At 65.2% G+C, this 3,778-nt stretch carries 2 protein-coding genes; both read left to right on the top strand.

Annotated features, from left to right (window positions below; all coding sequences use genetic code 11):
• On the top strand, positions 1 to 3,009 hold a 3,009-nt coding region (locus tag JCM9942_RS12065; protein ID WP_157722901.1), incomplete at its 5' end, for a TonB-dependent receptor domain-containing protein.
• Between the two features lie 64 nt (positions 3,010 to 3,073).
• The gene (locus JCM9942_RS12060) at positions 3,074 to 3,661 is read left to right on the top strand and encodes an RNA polymerase sigma factor (protein WP_054659943.1); all 588 of its coding nucleotides are present in this window, start codon (positions 3,074 to 3,076) and stop codon (positions 3,659 to 3,661) included.
• The last annotated feature ends 117 nt before the right edge of the window (positions 3,662 to 3,778 follow it).

Here is a 3,778-nt window from a genome sequence, read left to right as displayed (position 1 = left end):
CTGGGGGGCTTGGCGGTGGCAACGGCGGCGCAGCCGCAGCCCGTCGCCCCGGCGGAGGTGGATGTCGCGCCCGCTGCAGGGGTGAGCACGCTTGATCAGGTCACCGTGGTCGGCAGCCAGATCAAGGGCAGCAAGTCGGCCGCGATTCTGCCGGTAGCAACCTTGCAGACCGAGCAGATCGAAGCCACCGGCGCGGTCTCCGGGGATGATCTGTACCGCTCGATCCCGCAGATGGGCGATGTATCTTTCAGCGGCACCAATGGTGGCAACAGCTCCAACTACGCGCGTGGCGATATCGCCTCGGTCAATCTGCGCGGGCTCGGGGTGGGCAATACGCTGCTGCTGATCAACGGCCGCCGCAGCGTGGTGCACCCGATGAGCCAGGCCGACGGCAACCTGGTGCCGGTGCTGACCTACAACGCCAACGCGGTGCCGGTGTCGAACCTGCGCCGGGTGGAGGTGCTGCTCGATGGCGCAGCCGCCATCTACGGTACCGACGCGGTGGCCGGCGTGGTCAACAACGTGCTGCGCGATGACATGGATGGCGGCACGATCAGCGTGCAGAAGGGCTTCGGTGAAGGTACCGACCTGCGCGATATCGGCATCAACGGCATGTGGGGCAAGAACTCCGAAGACCTGCGCTCCAACATCACCGTCGCTTTCAATTACTACAACACCACCGGCCTGAATTCGCTGGACCAGGACTGGACCCGCAATGGCGACCGCGCCACGGACTTCCTCGGCACGCCGTTTGAAGGTCTGCCCGGCACCGACAACCGCAACACCAACAGCCCGTGGGGCAATTTCACCGTCAACGGGCCGCGTGTGTCGCGCAACGGCACCTGGCTGACCACGGCGGCCGGGGCGTTCCATGTGCAGCCGACCAGCAACAGTGGCTGTGCGACCACCATTGCCGATGGCATCTGCGTGCAGTCCGGCAGCAAGGCGACCTCCGGCGCCGATGCCAACCTGCGCGACAACCAGCAGGGTCAATACCCGCTGTCGATCACCCCGGACGTGCGCCGCTTGAACCTGTTTGTCACTGGCAAGCACGACTTCGACAACGGCATTTCGTTCTTCAGCGAGGCGGGCCTGTACGACTCCCGCGCCTACAGCCTGCAAAACGGTGTCAACACCATCACCGCACTGCCGATGACGGTGGCCGCCAGCAACTACTGGAACCCGTTTGGCGCGATGTACCTGCCGGACGGTTCGCTCAACCCGAACCGCCTGCAGGGCCTGAACATCGGCCCCAATGGCGTGCCGGTGACGATCACCAGCTACCGCTTCGAGCGCCCGACCCGCATCGAGGTCAACAACACCCAGGTGCGCGCCCTGGCCGGGTTGCGCGGCTATCACTACGGCTTTGACTGGGAAACCGCCGCGCTGTACTCCACGGCCAAGGTCGTCGACACCCAGGATGCGGTGAGCATGTCGCTGTTCCAGCAGGCGCTGGCCAACCCCACGGCGTCGGCCTACAACCCGTTCTGTGGCGGCTGCAATGACTGGGACACGCTGGACCAGTTCTTCTACAAGGCCAAGCGGCAGAGCGAGACCGAGCTGTTCCTGTGGGATTTCAAGGTGTCGCGTGCGGACCTGTTCTCCACCTGGGCCGGCAAGGTGGGCATGGCGGCCGGTGTGGAAGCGCGGCACGAAACCCAGCGCGATGACCGCGATGCGCGCGTGGATGGCTCGGTGACCTTCACCGATGCGATCACCGGCCTCGCTTATCCGAGCGACATGTACGGCGTGAGCCCGACCCCGGACACCTACGGCTCGCGTTCGGTGATGGGACTGTTCGCCGAGCTCTCGGTGCCGCTGGTCTCGCCGGAAATGGGCATTCCGCTGGTCAAGTCGCTGGACCTGCAGGTGGCCGGGCGCGCCGAGCGCTACAACGATTTCGGCAATGTCGCCAAGCCGAAGCTGGCGCTGGGCTGGCAGATTTTCGATGGCCTGACCCTGCGCTCGTCGTGGGCCCAGGGCTTCCGTGCACCGAACCTGGAACAGGTCAACGCCACGGTGGTCAGCCGTTCCAACAACCGCACCGACTACATCCAGTGCGAAGCGGACGTGCGCACGGGCGCGCAGGCCTCCATCGCCGGCTGTGGCGGTTACACCTATTCGACCACCGCGCGGCGTTCGGGCAACCCCGATCTGAAGCCGGAAACCTCCACCAATACCAGCGCCGGGCTGGTGTTCCAGCCGCGTTTCATTCCGGAGGATTTCGGCCGCTTCAGCTTCGCGGTGGATTACTACAAGTACGAGCAGGAAGGCATCATCGGCCTGTTCGGCGAAGGCAATGCGTTGATCCTGGATTACCTGCTGCGCCAGCAGGGCGGCAGCAACAGCGCGGTGGTGCGTGCCGACCCGACCGCCGACGAGATCGCGCGGTTTGCCGGCACCGGGCTGGATCCGGCCGGCAAGGTGCTCTACGTCACCGACCAGTACGTCAATCTGCAGCCGCAGACGCTGCGCGGCGTGGACTACAACTTCAGCTGGAATTCGCCGGAGACCGCCATCGGCCGCTTCGACGTGTCGGTGACCGGCACCCATCTGATCGAGTTCTACCGCCAGCGTTCGCCGGCGCTGCAGGCGCTGGAAGATGCCAAGGCGCAGGGACTGGTCGATCCGTCGATCCGTATCACCGGTGGCGGTGACCTGATCGGCAATGGCGGCAATCCGGAGTGGAAGTGGTCCGGCACCCTGACCTGGCGTTACCAGCAGCTGTCGGTGGGCGCCAATGCGCGCTACGCCAGTTCCTACGTCGAGAACGGCCTGACCCTGGCCGACGGTACGCCGTGGACGGTGAAGTCGCAGACATTGGCCAATGCCTTCATCAAATACGACTTCCAGCGCGAAGGCTGGCTCAACGGGGTGGCGCTGAAGGTTGGAGCCAACAATCTGGCCAACAAGCGTCCGCCGGTGTCCGATGATGTGTTCGGCTATCCATCGGGTGTGTATCAGGCCAATCCGCGCTACTGGTACGTGAATGTGAGCAAGGCGTTCTGATGACCTTCGTTGATGTGGATGCCGCTGCCCGGCGGTTGGCGGGTGGCGGGTGGCAGGTGATGCGATGAAGCCGGCACTGGCCAAAGAGCGCGGCCTGTGGCTGGCCGAGCACGTGTTGCCGTGTGAGCCGGCGCTGCGCGAGTGGCTGAAGCGGAAGCTGTCGGTCCGCCAGGATGCCGACGATGTGATCCAGGAGACCTACGCGATCCTGGCGGCGCTGCCGGACGTTTCGCACGTCCGGCAGCCGCGGGCCTATGTCTACTCGGTCGCGCAATCGGTGGTGCTGCAACAGTTGCGGCGCGCGCAGGTGGTGTCGATCGAAGCGGTCGCGGAGATCGACCGGGTTGCGATCGCCGGGGAAGAGGTCTGCCCTGAGCGGACGACCTCCTCCCGGCAGCAGCTGGCGCGGATCGGCGCATTGATCGACGGCTTGCCGGACAAGTGCCGGCAGGCCTTCGTGCTGCGGCGCGTGGAGGGCTACTCGCAGCGTGAGATCGCCGAGCGGATGCAGATCAGCGAGAACACCGTTGAAAAGCACATCTGCAAAGGCATCCGGGTATTGATGGAAGCGATGAAGCGGCATGACGACGGAACGGAGCAGGGCAAGGAGCAGCCCGATGCAGGAGAGATGTGGCATGCGCGCAGGCGTTGACAACCACATTGATGACATCGCCGCGGCGTGGGTGGCGCGCGAAGACCGTGCGCCCTTGAGCGCAGAGGCCGAGGCGGAGCGGGATGTGTGGCTGCAGGCCGACAGCCGGCATTTCGG

It is taken from the genome of Stenotrophomonas pictorum JCM 9942 (assembly GCF_001310775.1).
Lineage (GTDB): Bacteria > Pseudomonadota > Gammaproteobacteria > Xanthomonadales > Xanthomonadaceae > Stenotrophomonas > Stenotrophomonas pictorum.
Note: the sequence above shows the minus strand (reverse complement) of the source record. Positions and strands in the feature narration are given on the sequence as shown.

What these genes read in the sequence shown, in the direction of transcription:
- JCM9942_RS12060 (WP_054659943.1), top strand. Translation starts at nt 3,074, where the DNA reads ATGAAGCCGGCACTGGCCAAAGAGCGCGGCCTGTGGCTGGCCGAGCAC.